This window comes from Streptomyces olivochromogenes (genome assembly GCF_001514115.1).
Lineage (GTDB): Bacteria > Actinomycetota > Actinomycetes > Streptomycetales > Streptomycetaceae > Streptomyces > Streptomyces olivochromogenes.
The window spans coordinates 93,689-113,783 of the sequence record NZ_KQ948475.1 but is presented as its reverse complement, the minus strand read 5'-3'; the positions used below and the strand labels follow the sequence as shown (position 1 = coordinate 113,783).

General features: G+C 73.2%; 17 protein-coding genes. 9 read left to right on the top strand and 8 right to left on the bottom strand.

The features are described 5' to 3' along the window. Positions 1-32: 32 nt before the first annotated feature. Complete coding sequence (locus tag AQJ27_RS42765) at positions 33-1,820, bottom strand: LCP family protein (RefSeq protein WP_201264450.1); 1,788 nt, start codon at positions 1,818-1,820, stop codon at positions 33-35. A gap of 281 nt (positions 1,821-2,101) precedes the next feature. On the opposite strand from AQJ27_RS42765, the gene AQJ27_RS42760 reads away from it, so the two are divergent. Both AQJ27_RS42760 and AQJ27_RS42755 read left to right on the top strand, forming a co-directional pair. Further along, positions 2,102-3,163 (top strand): permease, encoded by a 1,062-nt coding sequence (locus AQJ27_RS42760; protein ID WP_067381699.1) that lies wholly within the window; start codon positions 2,102-2,104, stop codon positions 3,161-3,163. Next, positions 3,160-3,918: a TIGR03943 family putative permease subunit gene (locus tag AQJ27_RS42755; protein WP_067381696.1), complete on the top strand. Its 759-nt coding sequence runs from the start codon at positions 3,160-3,162 to the stop codon at positions 3,916-3,918. The genes AQJ27_RS42760 and AQJ27_RS42755 overlap by 4 nt, the downstream gene beginning before the upstream one ends. Before the next feature lie 13 nt (positions 3,919-3,931). On the opposite strand, the gene AQJ27_RS42750 is transcribed toward AQJ27_RS42755, so the two are convergent. From AQJ27_RS42750 to AQJ27_RS42740, 3 genes are all read right to left on the bottom strand, one after another. Beyond that, positions 3,932-4,588, bottom strand: coding sequence for a response regulator (locus AQJ27_RS42750; protein WP_067381693.1), 657 nt, complete (start codon positions 4,586-4,588; stop codon positions 3,932-3,934). Beyond that, the gene (locus tag AQJ27_RS42745) at positions 4,585-5,910 is read right to left on the bottom strand and encodes a sensor histidine kinase (RefSeq protein WP_067381690.1); all 1,326 of its coding nucleotides are present in this window, start codon (positions 5,908-5,910) and stop codon (positions 4,585-4,587) included. Before AQJ27_RS42745 ends, AQJ27_RS42750 begins: the two co-directional genes overlap by 4 nt. Positions 5,911-6,038: 128 nt before the next feature. Further along, positions 6,039-8,264, bottom strand: a complete 2,226-nt coding sequence (locus AQJ27_RS42740) for an MMPL family transporter (protein ID WP_067381687.1) — start codon at positions 8,262-8,264, stop codon at positions 6,039-6,041. A 265-nt stretch (positions 8,265-8,529) separates the two neighbouring features. Here AQJ27_RS42740 and AQJ27_RS42735 point away from each other — a divergent pair, with 265 nt between their 5' ends. After that, complete coding sequence (locus AQJ27_RS42735; RefSeq protein ID WP_067381684.1) at positions 8,530-9,525, top strand: NAD-dependent epimerase/dehydratase family protein; 996 nt, start codon at positions 8,530-8,532, stop codon at positions 9,523-9,525. A 67-nt stretch (positions 9,526-9,592) separates the two neighbouring features. Here AQJ27_RS42735 and AQJ27_RS42730 read toward each other — a convergent pair whose 3' ends face one another. Together AQJ27_RS42730 and AQJ27_RS42725 are read right to left on the bottom strand one after the other, a co-directional pair. Further along, positions 9,593-10,723 carry a sensor histidine kinase gene (locus AQJ27_RS42730; RefSeq protein WP_067381824.1) on the bottom strand — a complete coding sequence of 377 codons (1,131 nt, stop codon included), beginning with the start codon at positions 10,721-10,723 and terminating at the stop codon, positions 9,593-9,595. 65 nt (positions 10,724-10,788) lie between these two features. Next, entirely contained in the window at positions 10,789-11,559 is a 771-nt protein-coding gene (locus tag AQJ27_RS42725; RefSeq protein ID WP_067381681.1) for a response regulator transcription factor, read from the bottom strand. A 223-nt stretch (positions 11,560-11,782) separates the two neighbouring features. Here AQJ27_RS42725 and AQJ27_RS42720 point away from each other — a divergent pair, with 223 nt between their 5' ends. Genes AQJ27_RS42720 through AQJ27_RS42710 form a run of 3 tightly spaced genes read left to right on the top strand, consistent with a single transcriptional unit; the run spans position 11,783 to position 14,006 of the window. Beyond that, positions 11,783-12,523 (top strand): glycosyltransferase family 2 protein, encoded by a 741-nt coding sequence (locus tag AQJ27_RS42720; protein WP_235613820.1) that lies wholly within the window; start codon positions 11,783-11,785, stop codon positions 12,521-12,523. After that, positions 12,520-13,140 carry a TIGR04282 family arsenosugar biosynthesis glycosyltransferase gene (locus tag AQJ27_RS42715; protein WP_067381679.1) on the top strand — a complete coding sequence of 207 codons (621 nt, stop codon included), beginning with the start codon at positions 12,520-12,522 and terminating at the stop codon, positions 13,138-13,140. Before AQJ27_RS42720 ends, AQJ27_RS42715 begins: the two co-directional genes overlap by 4 nt. Beyond that, entirely contained in the window at positions 13,137-14,006 is an 870-nt protein-coding gene (locus tag AQJ27_RS42710; RefSeq protein ID WP_067381676.1) for a class I SAM-dependent methyltransferase, read from the top strand. The genes AQJ27_RS42715 and AQJ27_RS42710 overlap by 4 nt, the downstream gene beginning before the upstream one ends. Before the next feature lie 382 nt (positions 14,007-14,388). On the opposite strand, the gene AQJ27_RS42705 is transcribed toward AQJ27_RS42710, so the two are convergent. Then, on the bottom strand, positions 14,389-15,633 hold the full coding sequence (locus AQJ27_RS42705) for a molybdopterin-dependent oxidoreductase (RefSeq protein ID WP_067381673.1): 1,245 nt from the start codon (positions 15,631-15,633) through the stop codon (positions 14,389-14,391). Positions 15,634-15,746: 113 nt separating this feature from the next. Here AQJ27_RS42705 and AQJ27_RS42700 point away from each other — a divergent pair, with 113 nt between their 5' ends. Both AQJ27_RS42700 and AQJ27_RS42695 read left to right on the top strand, forming a co-directional pair. After that, a complete protein-coding gene (locus AQJ27_RS42700; RefSeq protein WP_425275267.1) occupies positions 15,747-17,168 on the top strand; it encodes a hypothetical protein in 1,422 nt (473 codons plus the stop codon). Between the two features lie 267 nt (positions 17,169-17,435). Further along, on the top strand, positions 17,436-17,906 hold the full coding sequence (locus AQJ27_RS42695; RefSeq protein WP_067381671.1) for a hypothetical protein: 471 nt from the start codon (positions 17,436-17,438) through the stop codon (positions 17,904-17,906). A 25-nt stretch (positions 17,907-17,931) separates the two neighbouring features. Here AQJ27_RS42695 and AQJ27_RS42690 read toward each other — a convergent pair whose 3' ends face one another. After that, positions 17,932-18,744 (bottom strand): L,D-transpeptidase family protein, encoded by an 813-nt coding sequence (locus AQJ27_RS42690; RefSeq protein WP_096240358.1) that lies wholly within the window; start codon positions 18,742-18,744, stop codon positions 17,932-17,934. Positions 18,745-19,131: 387 nt separating this feature from the next. Between AQJ27_RS42690 and AQJ27_RS42685 the strand changes: the two genes are divergently transcribed. Then, positions 19,132-20,037 (top strand): Cof-type HAD-IIB family hydrolase, encoded by a 906-nt coding sequence (locus AQJ27_RS42685; RefSeq protein WP_079065677.1) that lies wholly within the window; start codon positions 19,132-19,134, stop codon positions 20,035-20,037. Positions 20,038-20,095 lie beyond the last annotated feature (58 nt).

Here is a 20,095-nt window from a genome sequence, read left to right as displayed (position 1 = left end):
CGGGGCGCCGCCGCCGAACCGGCAGCTTCGGCTCACGGTGCCGAGTCCTTGGTGCCGGTGGCCGCGCGGTAGGCCTGGGTGGGGGTCATGGCGACGCCGTCGAGACTGACGGTCTTGTAGGGGCTGACCTTGGCGCAGGTCTTGGACTGGTCGGCGGTCTCGGCGTGGGCGTCGGCGGTGGCGGTCTTGGTGTCGGCGGGGGCAGCGGCGGGGTAGGCGGTGCCGCTGGTCCAGTCGGTGCCGATGACCAGGGTCAGGCCGGTGCCGGTGGCGGCGCTCTGCTTGAGGTGGGAGGACGGCAGGCCCAGGGCCTTGGCGGCGGTCTGGGCCTCGGCCTTGTGCCCGCTGCCGTAGGCGAGGGTGGTCGTGGACGTGGTGCCGGCGGCGTTGCCGGTGGTGGTGCCGGAACTGAACCCCTTGTCGAGCAGGGCGGTGGCGACGGCCGAGGCCCGACCGGTGACGGTGGTGCCGTTCTCCACGGTGACCGCGATCTGCGCGGCGGGGACCGTGGAGGCGGCGGCCGGGGCCTTGGCTGTCGCGGAGGCCGCGGCGGTCTTCTTGCCCGACGCGTTGGTCAGGGACTGGTCGTTCGCGATGGTGGCGAACAGGCTCTGGGCCGTGGCGGCGGGCACGAGCCGGTTGCTGTCACCCGGGTCCGGCGCCGTCTGCATGGTGGTGAAGGTGATGCGCTTCGCCGGGACCTTGTCCACGTCGGCGGCGAGCCCGATCAGCTTGCTGATGGTGCCCAGGCCGGTGTCGACGGTGAGGGCCTTGGTCGCGGCGTCGGCCAGGCGGTAGACGGCGGTCGGGTCGGTGAGGGTGCCGGCGCTCTTGAACTTGCGGATCATCGAGCTGAGGAAGATGTGCTGGGAGTAGGTGCGCCCCAGGTCGCTGCCGTCGCCGAAGCCGTGCCGGGAGCGGACGAACTCCAGGGCCGCCACGCCCTTGAGGGTGTGCGTTCCCTGAGCGAGTTTCAGGTGTGAGTAGGTGTCGTAGACGTCCTTGTCGACGCAGGCCGACACCCCGCCCACCGCGTCGGACATCTTCACCACGCCGGAGAAGTCGAGCTTGACGAAGTGGTCGATGGGGATGCCGGTGAGCCGGTGGACGGTGGCCACCTGACAGGCCGGCCCGTACTGCAGGGCGCTGTTGACCATGCCGGTGTAGCCGTTCGTGGAGACGCCGGTCTCGGTGTCCTTGCAGGCGGGGACGGTGGTCACGGTGTCGCGCGGGATGCTCATCACGGTGGCGTTGGAGCGGTCGGCGGATATGTGCATCACCATCTCCACGTCCGCGTTGGACCCGGACTGCACACCGGTCTGCGAACAGCCGCCGCCGAGCTTGCAGTCGCTCGCGTTGGTACGGCCGTCGCTGCCCACCACCAGGAGGTTGATCGGGGTCCTGCCGAAGGCGTCGGCCTTCTCCTTGCCCGCGCTGTCGCCCGAGCCGTCGGTCAACGGAACGCTGTGCAGGTTGCCGTTCAGATGCTCGTAGAACCACCACCCCACCCCCGCGGTGGCCAGGACCAGCACCGACAGCGATATCGCGGCCGTCCGCAGGATCCGCCTGCCCCGGCCCACGGGCCGGGCCCGGCGCCCCGCGCCGCCCTTGGGACGCGCACGGGATCCCGTCCGGGAGGGCGCGGGACGGGCGGGCGCAGAACCAGAGGTCGCGGATCCTGAGGTCGCGGAACCGGAGGGCGCGGAACCTGAGGTCGCGGAACCTGAGGTCGCGGAACCGGAGGTGTGGCGCTGCCGGGGCACCCCGCGTGCGTGGCTGCGTGTGGCGTTGCCGGCGGGGGCGTCCCCAGGGTCAGTCATGTTCGCACTCCCACGAAACGGTCGGGCCGTCCAGGCATACGTCAGGCGTTGCGGGGGCGCCTCACTTGCATGGTTGCGCAATATAACAACCCGGCCCGAGACCCGGCGCGGCTCCCACCCACCACCCCTTGAGAGGGCTCCGGACGCGCGGGCGTTCCGACGGCCGCAGTCGCCGGTCGCCACAGCGGTCCGACTCATGACCGAGATGTGGTGAAGTCGTGGTGAGCGGCGGGGTCCGGGCCCGCTATGTTCGGTGCGATCATCCGAGACTCGGAGCTGGCGTGCAGAAGACAGACGAACGGGCCGTGGGGGCGGTCGAACCGTCCACGGGGGCGGACGTGGCCGTCGCGGTCCCCTCGGCGAGGGCGAGCGCCGGAGGTCCCCGGCGCGACTGGCCCCGCCACTGGCCCCTTCTGCTCGGAGCGTGCGCGCTGTCCGGGCCCGCGCTCTACGTCCTCAGCCGGTGGATGGAGCAGCCGGCCATGCAGGCCTGGCGGACCGTCGCTCTCGCCGTCACCGTGCAGGCGCTGCCGTTCCTGCTGCTCGGCACGGCGCTGTCCGGCGCGATCAACGCCTTCGTGCCGGCCCGGGTGTTCACCCGGCTGCTGCCCCGGCGGCCCGTGCTCGCCGTCCCGGTCGCCGGAGTCGCCGGAGTCGTCCTGCCCGGCTGCGAATGCGCGTCGGTGCCGGTGGCCAACAGCCTGATCGGCCGGGGTGTCACCCCGGCCGCCGCGTTCGCGTTCCTGCTCTCGGCGCCCGCCATCAACCCGGTCGTACTGACCGCCACCGCCATCGCCTTCCCCGGCCACCCCGAAATGGTCCTGGCCCGGCTGCTCGCCTCGCTCGCCACCGCCGCCGTGATGGGCTGGCTGTGGCTCTTCCTGGGCCGCGACACATGGCTCAAGCCTGCCGTACGGCACACCGGGCACCAGCCCGAGCAGAGCCGCCTGCGGGAGTTCCGGCGCGGCTTCCAGCACGACTTCCTGCACGCGGGCGGCTTCCTGGTCCTCGGGGCCATGGCGGCGGCGACGTTCAACGTGGCGGTCCCGCGCACCGTGCTCGACGCGTTCTCCGGCTCTCCCTGGCTCTCGGTGCTGTTCCTGGCCGCGCTCGCCATCCTGCTCGCGGTGTGCTCCGAGGCCGACGCGTTCGTCGCGGCCTCGCTCACCGGCTTCTCGCCCGTCGCCCGGCTGGCGTTCATGGTCGTCGGGCCGATGGTCGACCTGAAACTGATCGCCCTTCAGGCGGGCACCTTCGGCCGGGCCTTCGCGGTCCGTTTCTCCACGGCCACGACGGTCGTCGCGATCCTGTGCAGCGCGCTCATCGGAGGAGTCCTGCTGTGAAACGCCCCCTCCAGGTGACCCTGCTCGTCCTCAGCGGCCTCGGCCTGCTGCACGCCTCGCTCTTCACCGACCTGAGCCTCAGGTTCGTCAAGGAGGGCATGCGTCCGATGCTGGTCGCGTCGGGGGTGCTGCTGCTCGTGCTGGGCGTGGCGGAGGCGTGGTCGCATCAGAAACCGGCCGGCGAGGACGGACACGATCACGAAGACACGGACGCGGAACGGCATGTGGACGCACACGGCCACGACCACTCCACCGTGCCCCGTATCGCCTGGCTGCTGTTCCTCCCCGCGCTGAGTCTGCTCTTCTACGCCCCGCCGGCCCTCGGCGCGTACACCGCCGCGCGCGAGGCGCCCAAGGCCGTCACGGAGCAGAGGTACTTCGATCCGCTGCCCGCCACCTCGCCCGTCCCGCTGACGCTCACCCAGTTCACCAGCCGGGTGCAGCAGGACCACAAGCGGGACATCGGGGGCCGTAGTGTCCGGATGACCGGTTTCGTCACGCCCGCCAAGGGGGCCGACGGCTGGTACCTGACCAGGATCATCTTCACCTGCTGCGCGGCGGACGCCCAGTCCGTGAAGGTGCGGATCCACGGGGCGCCGGCCCTGCCCGCCGACACCTGGGTGACCGTCACCGGAACGTGGCACCCCGGCGGAAAGCTGGGCACGAGTTCCGCCCCGGCCGCGCTGGACGCCCGTACCGTCAAGAAGGTCGCCAAGCCGGTGAACGCGTACACGGACGCCCTCCCGCTGTTCTAGGCCGGACGTCCCGCTACGCCGGCCGTACCAGGCCCACGTCGTACGCGAAGATCACCGCCTGGACCCGGTCCCGTACGCCGATCTTGGCGAGGACGCGGCTGACGTGGGACTTGACGGTGGACTCCGCGAGGGAGAGGCGGTCGGCGATCTCGGCGTTGCTCCAGCCGGAGGCGATGGCGGTGAGGACCTCGCGTTCGCGGTCGGTGAGGGCGTCGAGCCGGCGCTCCTGCTCGACGGTGTGCCCCGGGCGCCGCTCGGTGTAGGCGTCGATGAGTTTGCGGGTCAGGCCCGGGGCGATCACGGCGTCCCCGGCGGCCACCGCACGGATTCCGGCGACGAGTTCGTCGGGCAGCGCGTCCTTGAGGAGGAAGCCGCTGGCCCCGGCGCGCAGCGCGGCGTAGGCGTACTCGTCGAGGTCGAAGGTGGTCAGAACGAGGACGCGGGAGCGGCCGCCGGACTCCACGATGCGGCGGGTGGCCTCGATGCCGTCCATGCCGGGCATCCGGACGTCCATCAGGACGACGTCAGGGCGCAGTTCGGCGGTCGAACGGACCGCCTCGGCGCCGTGGGTGGCCTCGCCGACCACGGTCAGGTCGGAGTGCTGTTCCAAAAGCATGCTGAAGCCGAGGCGTTGCAGGGCCTGGTCGTCGACGATGAGCACGGTGGTCATGCCGGATGGTTCTCCGTGGGAGCGGTGGTGGGAATCAGGAGGGCACGGACGGTCCAGCCGCCGCGGGTGTTCGGGCCCGCGGTGACGGTTCCCTGGTAGAGGGCGGCCCGCTCGCGCATGCCGACCAGACCGCGTGCGTCGTCCCGGGCGGCCTCGGCGCGCGGGGTGCGGGGCGGGCCGGTGTCGTCGACGGTGACGCGGACGCGGTCGCGGTCCGCGGTGACGCCTACGTGCGCGGTGGTGTCGGACGCGGCGTGCTTGAGGGTGTTGGTCAGCGCCTCCTGGACGATGCGGTAGACGGCGAGTTGGATACCGGGGGCGAGGCCCGTCAGGTCTCCCTCGGTGTCCAGGGTGACGGTGAGGCCCGCGGCCCGGACCCGTTCCAGGAGGGCGGCGAGGTCGGCGAGGCCCGGTTGGGGCGCGAGCGGGGTGCCGCCCGGTTCGTCGCTCCCGTCGCCTTCCTCACCGATGACGGCGAGCAGGCGGCGGAGTTCACCGAGGGCGCCGCGTCCGCTGTCGGCGATGATCCGCAGGGTGTCGGCACCGCGCTTGGGGGACTTCTCGGCGAGCCCGGCGGCGCCGCCGGCCAGGCCGACGATGACGGCGAGGGTGTGGCCGAGGATGTCGTGCATCTCCCGGGCGACGCGGGCGCGTTCGGCGGCGGCGGCGAGCCGGGACCGCTGGTCGCGCTCCACCTCCAGGCGGTCGGCGCGTTCGTGCAGGGCCCCGACGTACGCGTTCACGACCCGGCCGACCAGGCCCGCCGCGGCGACGGCCGCCACCAGGGCCGCCTGCACGATCGCCAACACCACGGTCTCCAGGAACGAACTGTCCGGCTGGCCGGCGGCGCGGGCGACGACCCCCACGGACGTCTGTGCGACGGCGATCGCCATACAGACCACCAACCGGGCGGGCCCGACCGTGCGGCCCACGTTGAGCAGCGCGACGATCCGCGCGGCCTCGGAGCCCGTACTGACGTCCATGGCGAGGGCCACCGCGCCGACGGCGGAGGTGAGGGCGAAGACCAGGACGGGCCGCTGCTGCCGCCACAGCAGGGGAACGCAGTATCCGGCGATCAGCGCCAGCACCACGGGGACTCCGCGGCCGATGCCGTCCGCCGCGTCCCGCAGGGCCGGGACGCCCAGCGCCACGCACAGAAGCGGCGCCGTCACCCGCTTGACCCACGGATGGGCCAGGTCGGCCCGTCTCACCCGGGCGAGCCACTGCAGGACCGCGACGTCCGAGCGGTGCTGCGCCCCGCCCAGCAGTTTCTCGGGCGTGACGGGGCGGGAAGTCGGCCCGGGCGCGGTCGGTGCGGTCACGTCGTACGCCCTCTCGGTACGGGGAGCCGTCCGCCGGCCCCCCGGGGGAGTGGGGACCGGCGGACGGGGCGCGATGGTCACGGCCGGGTGCGGCCGTACGTCCTGTCGCGGATCGTACGGCCGACAGGTCACCCCCTGACGGTGGGAAGGGGCTCGGCGTCCCGCGTGCCCTCGGTGTCCTGCGCCTTCGCCAGCAGATGGCGCAGTTTCTCGCCCTCGACGTCCACGTCGGGCAGGACGCGGTCCAGCCATCGCGGCAGCGACCAGGCGTGGCGGCCGAGCAGCGCCATGACGGCGGGCACGATCGTCATCCGGACGACGAAGGCGTCGAGGAGCACGGCGACGGCGAGACCGAGGCCGATCGACTTGATCAGCGCGGTGTCGCTGAGCAGGAACCCGGCGAACACGGAGATCATGATGATCGCCGCGGCCGTGACGACGCGGGCGCCGTGGCGGAAGCCCGCGACCACCGCCTCGGTGGGCTCGGCGCCATGGACGTACTCCTCCCGCATCCGGGTGACGAGGAAGACCTGGTAGTCCATGGCGAGCCCGAACACCACACCGACCAGGAAGATCGGCAGCAGGCTCACGATCGGCGCGGTCTGGTCGACGCCGAGGGCGCCCGCGAACCAGCCCCACTGGAAGACGGCGACCACGACGCCGAGGGTCGCAAGGACGCTGAGCAGGAACCCGGCGGCGGCCTTGAGCGGGACCAGGACCGAGCGGAACACCAGGAGCAGCAGCACCAGGGCCAGGCCGACGACCACGGCGAGGTAGGGCACGAGGGCGTCGCCGAGCTTGGCGGAGATGTCGATGTTGAGCGCGGTGGTGCCGGTGACCATCAGTTCGGCGCCGGTGTCCGCGTGCAGGGCGGTGCCGCGGTCGCGGATGGCGGAGACCAGGTCGACGGTGTCCTGGCTGCTGGGTGAGCTCTTCGGGACGGCGCGGATCAGGGCGACGTCACCGGCCTGGTTGAAGGTGGCGGGGCTGACCGAGGCGACGTCGGGCATCGCGTCGAGCAGGGTGACCGCGTCCTGGGCGGCGCCCTTGGCGTCGTCGCTCGTACGGGCGTCGACGACCACGGTCAGCGGCCCGTTGTAGCCGGGCCCGAAGCCCTTGGTGATGGTGTCGTAGGCGATGCGCTGGGTGGAGCCGGGGGCGGCCGAACTGTCGCTGGGCATGGCCAGTTGCAGCGACAGGGCGGGAATGGCCAGGGCGAACAGGGCGGCCACCGCGACGGCGAGGACCCTGACCGGGTTGCGGGTGACGAACCGCGCCCAGCGCACGCCTGCGGGTTCGCCCTCGCCGCGCTCCTCGATCGCCCGCATCCGGCGGGTCTTGAGCTTCCCCTTCATGATCCGGGGACCGGCGAAGCCCAGCAGGGCGGGCAGCAGGGTGAGCGCGATGAGCACGGCGATCGCGACGGCGCCCGCGGCGCCGAGACCGATGTCGGTGAGCAGGCCGACGCCGATGATGCTGAGCCCCGCGAGCGCGATGACCACGGTCAGACCGGCGAACACCACCGCGGATCCGGCCGTGCCGAGCGCGCGCCCGGCGGCCTCCTCCGGCTCGTGCCCCTCCCTGATCTCACCGCGGTAGCGGGAGACGATGAACAGCGCGTAGTCGATGGCCACCGCGAGGCCGAGCATCAGCGCCAGCGTCGAGGTGGAGGAACTCAGGTCCACGAACGCGCTGGTGAGGGTGATCGCGGACACCGCCACCACGATGCCGAAGACCGCGGTCAGCAGGGGCAGTCCGGCCGCGAGCAACGAGCCGAAGGTGATGACCAGCGCGACGGCGGCGACCGCGAGGCCGATCAGCTCACCGGCGCTCTGCTCGGACTTCACCTGGACGGCGTTGCCCCCCATGCTCACCGCGAGCCCCGCCTTGTCGCCCCGGTCGGCCACGGCCTTCAGGTCCGCGCGGGCCCGGTCGGTGACGTCGGCCTGGGCGACCTTGTACGTGACCTGGGCGTAGGCGACGGAGCCGTCCTTGCTGACGGTGCCGCCGGCGAACGGGTCGGCGACGCTCGCGACCTGGGAGGCCTTCTCAAGGTCGGCGACGAGGGACACGACCTCGGCCTTGTCGGCGCCGGACGTCAGCTTCCGCCCGTCCGGGGCCTCGAACACGACACGGGCGGTGGCTCCGGCGGCCGAGGCCTGCGGGAACTCCTTACCCAACAGGTCCAGCGCCTTCTGGGACTGGGTTCCGGGAATGGTGAAGGAGTCCGACGTGCCGGCCGACACACTGGCGGCACCGATGCCGACGGCCGCCAGGACGGCTATCCACAGCATGAGGACAAGTCGTCGCCGCCGGAACGCGAACCGGCCGAGACGATAGAGGAACGTGGCCACGAATGACTCCCGGAGAGGGGAAAAGAGGCCTTCATGGCCTCCTTGCGCCAGGCTAGGAACGCCCGGTCGCCACTCGGCGGCACTCCGGAGGTGAATGCGGCCCGGCGGTTAGTACTTCCGTGCCATACGTATGTCATCCGGCCGGTGTACGAGACGCGGCCGCGGCCCGCGTGGGGCCCCGGGCCTCCCGGCGGGTCTTACGGACCCGTGACGTGACGGGCGCGGTACTGCCGTGCGCCGCCGTCGCGGTCCTAGCGTTCGGCGTATGCGAGTACTGGTCACCGGCGGTGCCGGGTTCATCGGGTCCCATGTCGTCGAGGCGCTGAGCGCGCAAGGGCACGAGGCGGTCGTGTTCGACCTGCGCGACGGCCTGGACGTACGGGACGCCGAGGCGGTCGGCGCGGCGCTGGCGGGCGTGGACGCCGTGTGCCATCAGGCGGCGATGGTGGGGCTGGGGAAGGGGTTCGACGACGCGGTCGAGTACGTGTCGCGCAACGACCTCGGCACGGCGGTGCTGCTCACCGCGATGGCCGACGCGGGGGTGCGCCGCCTCGTGCTCGCCGGGTCGATGGTCGTGTACGGCGAGGGCGCGTACGGGTGTGAGTGGCACGGGCCGGTACGCCCCGGGCCCCGGACCGTCGCCGATCTCGACGCGGGGCGGTTCGAGCCCCGCTGCCCGCGGTGCGGCGAGGAACTGACACCGGGCCTGGTGCGCGAGGACGCTCCGGTCGACCCCCGGAACGTGTACGCGACGACCAAGCTGGCCCAGGAACACTTGGCGGCGACCTGGGCCCGGTCGGCGGACGGTTCGGCGGTGTCACTGCGCTACCACAACGTGTACGGACCCAGGATGCCGCGCGACACCCCGTACGCGGGCGTCGCCTCGTTCTTCCGGTCCGCGCTGGCCCGGGGCGAGGCGCCGCGGGTCTTCGAGGACGGTGGGCAGCGACGGGACTTCGTGCACGTACGGGATGTGGCCGCGGCCAATGTGGCGGCCCTGGAGGCGGGTTCGCGCGCCGGGGCCCTGACCGTCTACAACACCGGGAGCGGCGAGCCCCACACGGTCGGCGAGATGGCCCGGGCCCTGGCCACCGCCCACGGCGGGCCCGAGCCCGTGGTGACCGGGGAGTACCGACTCGGCGACGTACGCCACATCACGGCCGACTCCGCACGGCTGCGCGCCGAGCTGGGCTGGAAGCCCGAGACCGGCTTCGCGGAGGGGATGCGGGAGTTCGCGACGGCGAGGCTGCGCGGGGAGTAGGGGAGCGGGGGAGCAGGGGAGCAGCGGCCGGGGCCCGCGCTTCACGCCTCCGCCATGGGCTGCCGCTTCACGCCCCCGCCATGGGCAGTGTGACCTCGAAGCGGCAGCCGCCGGGGACGTTGTGGACGGCGGCCTGGCCCTGGTGCGCCTCGACGATGCCCCGGACGATGGCCAGGCCCAGGCCCGCTCCGGCGGGGGGCGTACGGGCGTGGGTGCCGCGCCAGCCGGTGTCGAAGACGCGCGGGAGGTCCTCCTCCGGGATGCCGCCGCAGCCGTCGGTGACGGACAGGACGACCCCCGTGTCCGAGCGCTCGGCGGCGATCGCGACCGTGCCGTCGGCCGGGGTCCGGCGGATCGCGTTGACGAGGAGATTGCCCAGCACCCGGCTCATCTCCTTGCCGTCCACCTCGACCGGCACCGGCTCGACACGGTCCCCGACCAGCCGTACGCCGTACTCGCGGGCCAGCGGGTCCGCGCCCGCGAGGGCGTCGCCGACGAGGTCGTAGAGGGAGACGCGGGAGGGCGACAGGGCGAGGGTCCCGGCGTGTATGCGGGAGAGTTCGAAGAGGTCGCCGACCATGTCGTTGAGGCGTTCGACCTCGGTGCGGATCTGCCGGAGGTAGCGGTCCGGGTCGGCCGCCACCCCGTCCTCCAGCGCCTCCGACATCGCCCGCAGTCCGGCGAGCGGGGTGCGCAGGTCGTGCGAGATCCAGGCGACGAGTTCACGGCGGGAGCTCTCCAGCGCGCGTTCACGGTCGCGGGACTCGGCGAGCTTCGCACTGGTCGCCTGCAACTCCCTTCCCAGCGCGGCGAGTTCGGCGGTCGCCGCGCCGTCGGGGGCCGCGAAGTCGCCGCCGTCGCCGAAGGAGCGCGCGGCGAGGGTGAGCGCCCTGCTGCGGGCCACCACCCAACGGCCCAGCAACAGCGCCGTCGCCAGGGACACCACCGCCGCCATGGCCACCACGGTCGTGACCACGCCCAGGTCGTGCGAGGACAGGAACATCGCCCAGGCGACGGCCAGCGTCCCCGCGAGCATCGCGGTGACCGCCACGGCGGCGACGACGGCGAGGGACACGGTCAGCGACCGCCGCCGGATCAGCCACAGCGTCCCCGCGCCGAGCAGCCCGGCCGCGGCGGCACCGAGGAAGGCGTACAGGGCGATGAGCAGCATGTCGTGCGTGGAGTGCACGGTCTGCATGGCTTGCGTGACCTGCGTGGACCGCATGGAGGTCACGGAGTGCATGGAGGTCATGGAATGCATGGTCAGACCGCCTCCTCGTGGGGAGTCGCGGCCTCGCGGGGCGTGGGCTCCTCGAAGCGGTAACCGACCCCCCAGACCGTCTGGATCAGTCGCGGTCTGCCCGGATCCTCCTCGACCTTGCCCCGCAGCCGGCGCACGTGGACCGTGACCGTCGACAGGTCCCCGAAGTCCCAGCCCCACACCTCGCGCATCAGGTCCTCGCGGCTGTACGCCCGGCCGGGATTGCGGAGGAAGAACGCGAGCAGGTCGAACTCGCGGATGGTGAGGGCGAGATCCTCGCCGTTCCTGGTGGCGCGGCGGGCGTCGGGGTCGACGGCGAGACCGGCCAGCCGGAGGGGGCGCGCGCCCGCGGCGGGGCGACTGCGGCGCAGTACCGACTCCACCCTCAGGACCAGTTCGCGGGGGCTGAAGGGCTTGGTGACGTAGTCGTCGGCGCCCACCTCCAGGCCGAGGATCCGGTCGTCCTCGTCTCCGCGCGCGGTGAGCATGATGACCGGCACGGGCCCGTGGCCGCGCATCCTGCGGCACACCTCCAGGCCGTCCATCCCCGGCAGCATCAGGTCCAGCACCACCAGGTCGGGCCAGTGCGCGGCGGCCCGCGCGAGCGCGGCGGGTCCGTCCGCGGCACGGTCCACGACGTACCCGGCGCGGTCGAGGTAGCCGGAGACCACCTCGGCGACGGTGGGGTCGTCGTCGACGACGAGGACGCGGGCGCTCTGCCCGGGCCCGCCCGGGGCAGGTCCGGTACCTGCGGATTCGTACGGCTGCTGCATGAATCCAGCGTCCCACCGGCCGCACCCGCCTGCCGCGATCCCGCCGCGACGTCCGTGTTTCGTAAGGACCTGAAGTCCGATATCTCCCTTTCGCGTTCGTAGGGTGAAAGCCGTGACGACCTCTCCCCAACCCGAGCCCGACAAGGCCCCGGACACGGACCCGGCACCCGTCGACGCGGTCCTCCCCCGTCCGGTCGACGCGGTCCTCCCCTGCCCGGTCGACGTGATCCTCCCCTGCCTGAACGAGGCCGAGGCCCTCCCCTGGGTCCTCGCCCGCGTCCCCGCCGGGTGGCGCGCGCTGGTCGTGGACAACGGCTCCACGGACGGCTCGGCGGAACTGGCCCGCGGCCTCGGCGCGACCGTCGTGCGCGAGACGCGCCGCGGGTTCGGCGCCGCCTGCCACGCCGGTCTGCGAGCCGCCACCGCCGACATCGTGTGCTTCTGCGACTGCGACGCCTCACTGGACCCCGCCCGGCTCCTGCCCTTCGTCCAGGAGGTGCGGGACGGCGAGGCCGACCTCGTGCTCGGGCGGCGCCGCCCACAGGGCCCGGGCGCCTGGCCCGCGCACGCCCGGGCCGGCAACCTCGCCCTCGCCCGGATGCTCCGCCGCCGCACCGGACTGCGCCTGCACGACCTCGGCCCCCTGCGTGCCGCCCGCCGCGAACCGCTGCTCGCCCTCGGCCTCACCGACCGCCGCAGCGGCTACCCGCTCCAGATGGTCGTGCGCGCCGCCGACGCCGGCTGGCGCGTCACCGAGCACGACGTGCCGTATCTGCCGCGTACCGGTGCCTCCAAGGTCACCGGCACCTGGCGCGGCACCTGGCAGGCGGTACGGGACATGCGCCGCGTCCTCGCCGAGCCGCCCGCGCCGTCGCACCACGCCCACGCCGCCCCCACCCCTTCACTCGCCTCCACTTCCCGCGCCTCCACGGATTCCCGTTCCCAGGGAGGAACCAGCCAGTGACGACGCTCCTCGTCATCGCCAAGGAACCGCGACCCGGACGGGTCAAGACCCGCCTCACCCCGCCGTTCACGCCCCGGGAGGCGGCGCTGCTCGCCGAGGCGTCCCTCGTGGACACCCTGCGCACGGTGGCGGCGACCCCGGCACGGCGCCGGGTGCTCGTGCTCGACGGAGCGGCCGGCGACTGGCTGCCGGCCGGCTTCGACGTCGTACCGCAGTGCGCGGGCGGCCTCGACGAACGGCTGGCCGCCGCCTTCGCGGAGTGCGCCGGGCCCGCGCTGCTCATCGGCATGGACACCCCGCAGGTGACGCCCGCGCTCCTCACCGTGGACTTCGCCGGCTGCGACGCGTACTTCGGTCCGGCCGAGGACGGCGGCTTCTGGGCCCTCGGGCTCGCCGCCCCCGATCCGGAGCTTCTGCGGGGCGTGCCGATGTCGACGCCCACGACGGGTGCGGTGCAGCGGGAGCGACTCGTCGCCGCCGGGCTGCGCGTGCGCGACCTGCCCCGCCTCCGGGACGTCGACACCGCCGCCGACGCGGAGGCGGTCGCCGCCCTCGCGCCGCCCGGCAGCCGCTTCGCCGCCGAGCTCGGACGCCTGCGGACGGCCACCGGACGATGAGCACCGCGCACGGGACGACGACACCACCGGGGGTGCCCGGCCCGCGCCCCTGGTCCGCCGACCCCTATTCGGACGCCCTGGTCACCGGCCGGGGCCCGCTCTTCCTCCGGCGCACCGACGGCTGGCTGCTGCCCCTGGAGGTGGAGCGCTGGTGCGCACGGGCCGACGCGGTGGACCTGACCGTGCTGGGGCGCTGCGAGGGGACCGTGCTCGACGTGGGCTGCGGGCCGGGGCGGCTCGTCGCCGAACTCGCCGCCCGGGGGCGGCCCGCGCTCGGCATCGACGTCAGCGAGGCGGCCGTCGCGCACACCGCGCGGCTCGGCGGGCAGGCCCTGCGGCGCTCCGTCTTCGAGCCGCTCCCCGGTGAGGGGCGGTGGGACACCGCGCTCCTCCTCGACGGCAATGTCGGCATCGGCGGCGACCCGGCCGCCCTGCTCCGCCGGATGGCCCAACTCCTCACCCCTGGGGGCTTGTTGATCGTCGAGACGCTAGCGGACGTGGACGTCGACGAACGGGTCAGCGTCCACATCGTCCGGGTCACCGACCCCCGGAGCACGGCGGGGCCCGCCTTCCCGTGGGCCCGCCTCGGCACCCCGGCGCTGCTCCGGCACGCGGCACGCGCGGGCTGGTGCCGGGAGGGTCAGTGGTCGGCCGGGGGCCGCTCGTTCGTCGCCCTGCGCAACCGCGACGGACGCGACGGCCCGGACGACCGCTATGACCGCGCCGACCGGGACGACCGGGACGACCGGGACGACCGGAACAGCCGCAGTACGAGCAGCGCCGCCGAACCCCCGAACAGCACCGCGGTGATCAGCAGCCAGCGGGCCAGGAAGCCGTCGCCCGAGAGCCCGCTGGCCAACCGGTAGTGCTCCGCCATCTGCCCGCTGATCAGCGGAAACCACATCAGCAGCAGAAGCGCCGAGAACGCGGCCGGGAACCGGACGTAGACCGTCCACTCCCGGCGGCCGACCGCGCCGAGCCCTCTCGCCACGGCCCGGTCCGCCCCCGCGTACAACGGAACGAGCACCAGGTCGTGGAGGACCGCCGCGCCCACGAACCACAGCGCCACCCCGAACCAGTCCCCCGCGAGCAGCCGCACCCCGGCGTACCCGGCGAGCGCGAACGAACAGGCCAGCAGCAGGATCTGCAGCGGACTGCCCAGGGCAGGCTTCCCGAGCGGCCGTCGCAACACAGGCCGCCGCAACACAGGTCGTCGCAACACAGGCCGCCGCAACACACGTCGTCGCATCACAGTTCTCCGAACGTCATCCGGGCCACCCACTTGGTGTTGAGCACGCCGGGCGCCGCGGGGACGATGATCCGCGCGGGATAGCCGTGGTCGGGGGTCAGGTCCTCGCCGTTGGCGAACAGGGCCAGCAGGGAGCGCGGGTCGCGCACCTGGTTGTAGCGCAGGGCCGCGTGCCGGAAGGCCCCGTGCCGCTGCAACGACTCCACCAGCACGTCGGGCGCCGTGCCCTCCTCGTATCCCACGAGCGCCGCGAGGTCCCGCAGCCGCACCCCCCGCCACCACTGGTCCGAGGTCGACCAGCCCTCCACGCAGGCGATGGGCAGCGCGGCGCTGTGGAGCGGGAGTTTCAGCAGCTCGTCCCGGCTCAGCCGGAGCGTGCGTCCGCGCCCCTCGACGAGCAGCCGCCATGTCTCCCCGGTCGTCTCCCGCATGTCGATGCCGACCGCCTCGGCCGTCTTGTTGATCTGGAAGCCGCCGGGTCCGCCGCCCGGTTCGGGACCGCCGTGCGGCACGAGTACGGCCGTCTCCCGCAGCGGCGCGTCGAAGCTGCGGCCCGCCGTCGTGGCGAACAGCAGCAGCGATCCCCCGCCGACGACCCCGAGGGCACCGCGCCGCGAGACGGTGGGCGGGGCGGGGTCCGGTGCCACCAACTCGTCATCAGTCCGCGGACGTTGATCCTCGTCGCGGAGATGGCGCAGATTGCGCAGCGCCATGGGCACCCGCAGCACGGCGTGCGCCACGAACGCGGCGAAGAACACCCAGGCCCCGTAGAAGTGCAGCGGATAGAAGGAGCCGGGGAAGATGTAGTCGAGCTGGACGTTCAGCACGCCGGTGGTGAACTCGAACAGGGCGCCCCCGACCAGGAGGAGCAGCGAGATGCGCTCCAGCGCGTGCGCGAGTGACCGGGCGGGCGGCAGCGTGAACAGTTTCGGCACGACCGACCACAGCTTCGCCAGCAGTACGGGGATCAGCGTGATCCCGAGCGTGACGTGGACGCCCTGGGTGAGGCGGTACAGCCAGGACGGGTTCGTCGGCCAGGAGAAGAGGTAGAAGCCGAGCAGCCCCTTGTCCGGGGTCATGTCGTTCACCGGTGACAGGTTCGGGTTGTAGGCGGCGTACGACACGAGACCCGTCACGAACAGCACGGTGATGCCGCCGAGCAGGACGACGCCGAGCACCGAGGTGAACCAGGGGCCGCGCAGTGGGCTGCGCCAGAACGCGGGGGAGGAGGGAGACCGTGGCATGCCCCGACCGTAGGACCGCGACACCCCCCGAACGGGTCCGCGAACCATGACGAAACTCTGACATCCACTCCTGCGGCGGCTCCGGCGGCCGGTCCGCGGCCTAGCGTGCTGATGTGAACCGCGATCTTCCCCAGGGCCTTTCCCAGGACCTTCCCCCGGAACTCGACCGGCGCCACGACCGACGCCACGACCGGCGCCGCGATCCGCTCCTCGACCTGGCCGCCGTCCTGGCCGCCGCCCTGCTCGTCACGGCGGCCGCGCTGGTCGGCACGTCGATCGAGCACCGCCACCACACGCTCTTCGTCCGCTGGCCTCCCCTGTTCGCCCAGTGGGAGCCGCACCTCGGCCCCGGCACCCCGGCCGCGCTCGCCGTGGCCGTCGCGGTCATCGCGTACGGGCCGCTCGTCGCCACGCGGCTGCCGTGGCGGGCGCTGCTGTGGGCGTCCTGGGGCACCGCCGCCGCCTGGACGTTCTCCCTCGCGCTGGTCGACGGGTGGCAGCGGGGGATCGCCGGGCGGCTGACGGCCACGAACGAGTACCTCACGGTCGTCAACCGCTTCCACGACATCCCCGCCACCCTGCGGGACTTCACCCACCACATCGTGAGTCACTCCCCCGCCCCCTGGCCCGCGCACATCGCCGGCCACCCACCGGGGGCCACCGTCACCTTCGTGCTCCTCGACCGGGTCGGGCTGGCCGGCGGCGGCTGGGCGGGCGTCTGGTGCATCGTGGCCGGGGCGGCTGCGCCGGCCGCGGTCCTGGTCACCGTACGGGCGCTGGCCGCGGAGGAGCTCGCCCGCCGCGCCGCCCCCTTCCTGGTCCTCGCCCCGGCCGCCGTGTGGGTGGGCGCCTCCGCGGACGGCTACTTCGCCGCGGTCGCCGCCTGGGCCGTCGCCCTCCTCGCCCTCGCGGTCACGGGACGCCGGCCCCGGGCGACGGGCCTCGCCGCCGGGCTCCTCCTCGGCCTCACCGCGTACCTCTCGTACGGCCTGACGCTGTTCGCCGTGATCGCCGCCGCCGTCCTGCTGCTCGGCTCCCGCCGACTCCGCCCCCTCCCGTACGTCCTCGCCGGACTGGCCGTCGTCCCCCTCCTGTTCACGCTGCTCGGCTTCAACTGGTGGGAGGGGTACCGCCTGTTGGTCACCCGCTACTACGAAGGGGTCGGCGGCGTAAGGCCGTACGGCTACTGGGTCTGGGCGAACCTCGCCTGTACGGCGCTGATCGTGGGCCCGGCGACGGTGGCGGGCCTGCGCCGAACGGTCGCGACGGCCGTACGCGAAGGCCCTCGCGCCCTCCGCCGCCCGCACGCCCTCTCCCCCGGGCCCCGCCTCGCCCTCCTCGCGCTCGCCGCCCTGCTCGCCCTCCTGGCCGCCGACCTCTCCGGCATGAGCAAGGCGGAGACGGAACGGATCTGGCTGCCGTTCGCGATGTGGCTCCTGCCGACCTGTGCGTTCCTGCCCCGCCCCCGCGCCTGGCTCACCGCCCAGGCCACCCTGGCCCTGCTCCTCAACCACCTCCTGCTGACCGGCTGGTGACACCAGGAGCGAAGACCGTGACCGGCCCCCCTCGCCTCCGTCGACTCCCCTGACAGCCGAACGGCGGCGGGCCGGGGCGGTCGCGGCGCATCGGGGGAAAGGCGCTGTTCAGTGCCGTACCGGGGAGGGAGCGGGGGGCGCGGCGGGGTCATGGGGCGGGTTGCGGCGGGGGGCCGTGGATCTCACGGTGGGCCCAAGCAGAAGCAGCCGTCGAAAGGACCACGTATGCGTGCGCTCATATCCCGATCCCTCGCATCCCGATCCGGCATGTCCCGATCCCGCGGATTCCTCCCGCCGCTCCTGTTCGGCGCCGCGCCGGTCCGCGGCCCGGTCGACAGGGCCGACCACGACGCCGTGTTCCACCCGCTGCTGGACGTACTGTCCGCCGTCGCCGAACGGGGCGGCCGTCTCGACGCGGCCGAGGCCGCCGGTTTCACGCGCGCCCTGGAGACGGCGAACGCGTCTCTCGAGCGGCGGCTGAAGGAACGGGCCTCCGCCGCCCCCGGCGTCACCGATCGGGCCCGGGGCATGGTCGCGGTCGCCGATCCGGTGGCGGATCTCCTCGTCCAGCTCCAGTCGACGGTCGAGGGGCTGGTCAAGGGCCTGACGGGGGCGCTGGGCACGGTGACCGGCCTGCTGTCGCCGGTGGTCGGGGTGGTCACGGGGCTCCTCGGCGGCGGACTGTCCGGGCTTCCGGCCCTGCCCACCGAGGGAAGTCCGGCGACGCCCTCGCGCTGACAAGCGCCGCGGGGCCGGAGGGACGTCAACGGGCGAGGGACTTGGCGTCGCCCATGACGATCACCGGATGCTGGGCGGGATCCAGCGTGCGCATCAGTTCCCTCATGTGCTCCTGGGCCAGGCTCACACAGCCGTGCGTGGGGCCCCCGTGGTCGACGTGCAGCCAGATGCCGCCGCCCTTGCCCGCGCCGAGCGGGCGGGTCCAGTCGAGGGGTGAAGTGCCCGGCACGTGGTTGTAGTTGATCGCGACGACGTAGTCGAAGGACCCTGCCAGCGACTCCCCCTCGAAGCCCGTGCCGGCGATGGTGAACCCGACCGACCGGTCGTAGGGCAGCTTGGTACCGGGGTCGGGCCGGAGTCCGCCCGCGTCGGTGAGGGTGAACACGCCGATGGGCGAGCGGAGATCACCGGCGTGATGGTCGTCCGTCCAGCCCTTGAGGGCGTTGTGGGCCGGCCAGGTCGCTCCCCGCTCCCAGCCCGCGCCCGTACGCCGGTACAGCACCACCTGTGACACCGGGGAGTCCTTGCCCCGGCCGGTGACCAGGACGACCTGCCGCGCGTTCCCGGGTATCCCGGCCAGCGTCGCGGCGCCGACACCCGGCAGCCGCGCCGGTACGACCGGCGCGGAGGACTCCGCACGGTCCGGTGCGGGCCGCCCGGGCCTGGCCTGCGTCGTGCCGGGGGCGCCGGCCGGCTCCCGGGCACCGTCGGCCGATTCGGCGCGGGTGCTCCCGCATCCCGCGAGCGTGACGGACAGGACGACCAGAGCCGCGGCGGCGATCGACGGCGTACGGGGACGCCGTCGGGGGGAGGCCGGGCGACGGGTGAGGAAAGCCATGGTCGTCAGCCTGGCCGTGACTTGTGAGGAACCGGTCAGGTCGGTTCCGCGGACCGCTCCCGCTTCGGCGACTGGAACCCGGGTGAGTCCGAAGCGAGCACGGGCGTGCCTGAAATGAGCCTTTTGGTAAGGCGAGAACCCTTGCTCATATCCCCCGGGTAGGGTGGCGGAAATGGAGATCCGCCAAGCGACGGCCGGCGCCGCCCTGCCGGAACCCGTACGGGACGCCGTGAACACACCGGCTCCCCTGCCGCCGCCGGTCGAAGCCGGGGCGCTGGGCGACGCCGACTGAACCGCCCGAAGACCACGCGACCAAGCGGCGGCCCCGCACGCCCACTGCCGCCCGTCGCCCCCGCAACCCCCGCAACCCCCGCAACAGGAAAGATCATGCCCCTTCCTCACCCCGCGACCGCCACCGCCGCGACCACCCCCGCCACCTCCCCCCTGGCCGTCACCGCGCCCCAGCCCGCGGAGGGAGCCGCCGCCGACATCCGGCTCATCGTCACCGACATGGACGGCACGCTCCTGGACGACGCCAAGCGCATACCCGACGGCTTGTGGTCGCTCCTGGCCGAGCTGCGCCGACGGGACGTGCTCTTCTGCCCGGCGAGCGGCCGTCAGTACGCCACCCTGGCCAAGGAGTTCGCCGACGCGGGGCAGGGCATGGTGTTCATCGCCGAGAACGGCACGTACGTCGTACGGGACGGCGTGGAGCTGAGCTCCGACCCGCTGGACCCGCCCGTCGCCGCGCGCATCGTCACCACGACACGGGGGCTGCGGGCCGAGGGCGTGGACGTCGGCGCGGTGGTCTGCGGCAAGCGGTCCGCGTACGTCGAACGGACCGACGAAGCGTTCCTGGCCGAGGCCCGGCAGTACTACACCCGGCTCCAGCCCGTCCCCGACGCGACCGCCGTCGACGACGAGATCCTCAAGGTCGCCCTCTTCGACTTCGGACCGGTGGAGCGGACCACGGCCCCGGCCCTGCGGCCCTTCACCTCGACCCACCAGGTCGTCGTCTCCGGCGAACACTGGGTCGACATCATGAACGTCACCGCCGACAAGGGCGCCGCCGTACGCCGTCTCCAGGACGACCTGGGCATCACACCCGCCCAGACGATGGTGTTCGGCGACTACCTCAACGACCTCGAAATGCTCGACACCGCCGAGTGGTCCTTCGCCATGGAAAACGCCCACCCCGCCATCATCGACCGGGCCCGCCACCTCGCCCCGTCCAACAACGACAACGGCGTCCTGCGCACGATCACCCGCCTGCTCCACCTGCCACCGATGTGACGCATCGTCCGCAATTTCGCGTCTCGTCCTCGGTCCATGGGTCCGCAAACGCAGCGAC

Coding starts and splice junctions, on each gene's coding strand:
- AQJ27_RS42765 (WP_201264450.1), bottom strand. CDS start 1,820: ATGACTGACCCTGGGGACGCCCCCGCCGGCAACGCCACACGCAGCCAC.
- AQJ27_RS42750 (WP_067381693.1), bottom strand. CDS start 4,588: ATGACCACCGTGCTCATCGTCGACGACCAGGCCCTGCAACGCCTCGGC.
- AQJ27_RS42725 (WP_067381681.1), bottom strand. CDS start 11,559: ATGCAGCAGCCGTACGAATCCGCAGGTACCGGACCTGCCCCGGGCGGG.
- AQJ27_RS42685 (WP_079065677.1), top strand. CDS start 19,132: ATGCCCCTTCCTCACCCCGCGACCGCCACCGCCGCGACCACCCCCGCC.
- AQJ27_RS42705 (WP_067381673.1), bottom strand. CDS start 15,633: ATGCCACGGTCTCCCTCCTCCCCCGCGTTCTGGCGCAGCCCACTGCGC.
- AQJ27_RS42730 (WP_067381824.1), bottom strand. CDS start 10,723: ATGCAGACCGTGCACTCCACGCACGACATGCTGCTCATCGCCCTGTAC.
- AQJ27_RS42690 (WP_096240358.1), bottom strand. CDS start 18,744: ATGGCTTTCCTCACCCGTCGCCCGGCCTCCCCCCGACGGCGTCCCCGT.
- AQJ27_RS42710 (WP_067381676.1), top strand. CDS start 13,137: ATGAGCACCGCGCACGGGACGACGACACCACCGGGGGTGCCCGGCCCG.
- AQJ27_RS42735 (WP_067381684.1), top strand. CDS start 8,530: ATGCGAGTACTGGTCACCGGCGGTGCCGGGTTCATCGGGTCCCATGTC.
- AQJ27_RS42695 (WP_067381671.1), top strand. CDS start 17,436: ATGTCCCGATCCCGCGGATTCCTCCCGCCGCTCCTGTTCGGCGCCGCG.